Here is a 1,029-nt window from a genome sequence, read left to right as displayed (position 1 = left end):
CCCCCACGGTCCTCTGGTACGGTCGGGTGCCAGGCTGGGACCATGACCTTCGAGCAGCACGCGCGCTCCTTCGGCAGCGCGGTCGACGCCTACGAGCACGGGCGGCCGGGGTACCCGGCCGAGGTCGCCGACTGGATGGTCCCGCCTGCGGCGGGACGACTCGTCGACGTCGGCGCGGGCACCGGCAAGTTCACCCGGACGCTGCTCGGCCGCGGCGCCGAGGTCGTCGCCGTCGAACCGGACCCCGCGATGCGGTCTCGGCTCGCGGCACTGCTGCCGGACGTCCGCGCGCTCGAGGGCACCGGCGAGGCGATCCCGATGCCGGACGGCTCGGTGGACGCCGTGACCTTCGCGCAGTCCTGGCACTGGGTCGACCCGGTGGCTGGCATCACGGAAGCCGCGCGGGTCCTCCGGCCCGGCGGCGTCCTCGGCCTCGTCTGGAACGTGCGCGACGAGACCTCGGACTGGGCGCAGCGACTCGGCGACGTCATCACCCGGCCCGGAGCCCAGCGGATGTCGTACGACGACGAGTCGATGCTCGACGGCCCCTTCGGGGAGCGGGAGCACCGCGTGTTCGAGTGGGTGCACGAGCAGGACCGGCCGGCGTTCCTCGACATGGTCCTGTCGCGCAGCTACGTCATCGTGCTGCCGGACGCCGAGCGCGACGGACTCCGTCGAGCGGTCGAGGAGCTGCTCGACACCCATCCGGAGACGGCCGGGCGCGACGTCGTCCGGGTTCCCTACCGCACGCACGTCCACCGGTACGAGCGGCGGGCGTAGCGCGGCCAGCCCTGGCACAACGAATCCGGGCGGTACGCTCGGACGATGCGCGCGACCGTGCGGGAGGTGGCGGCCCTCGCCGGGGTGTCACCCAAGACCGTCTCCAACGTCGTCAACGGCGGCGTACCCGTGCGCCCGGAGACCCGGGCCCGCGTGGAGCAGGCGGTCGCCGAACTCGGGTACGTGCCGAACCTCTCTGCCCGCGGGCTGCGGAACGGACGGTCGGGCGTCATCGCGCTGACCCTGCCG

The 1,029-nt window shown here is 73.8% G+C and carries 2 protein-coding genes; both read left to right on the top strand.

Going from position 1 to position 1,029, the window contains the following annotated elements:
• The first annotated feature begins 42 nt into the window (after nt 1-42).
• Entirely contained in the window at nt 43-780 is a 738-nt protein-coding gene (locus tag NS184_RS16580; RefSeq protein WP_058727181.1) for a class I SAM-dependent methyltransferase, read from the top strand.
• A gap of 45 nt (nt 781-825) precedes the next feature.
• Nucleotides 826-1,029 (top strand): LacI family DNA-binding transcriptional regulator (locus NS184_RS16575; RefSeq protein WP_152998290.1); only part of this gene is annotated, 204 nt, incomplete at its 3' end.

This window comes from Curtobacterium luteum (assembly GCF_001475545.1).
GTDB classification, from domain to species: domain Bacteria; phylum Actinomycetota; class Actinomycetes; order Actinomycetales; family Microbacteriaceae; genus Curtobacterium; species Curtobacterium luteum_A.
Note: the sequence above shows the minus strand (reverse complement) of the source record. Positions and strands in the feature narration are given on the sequence as shown.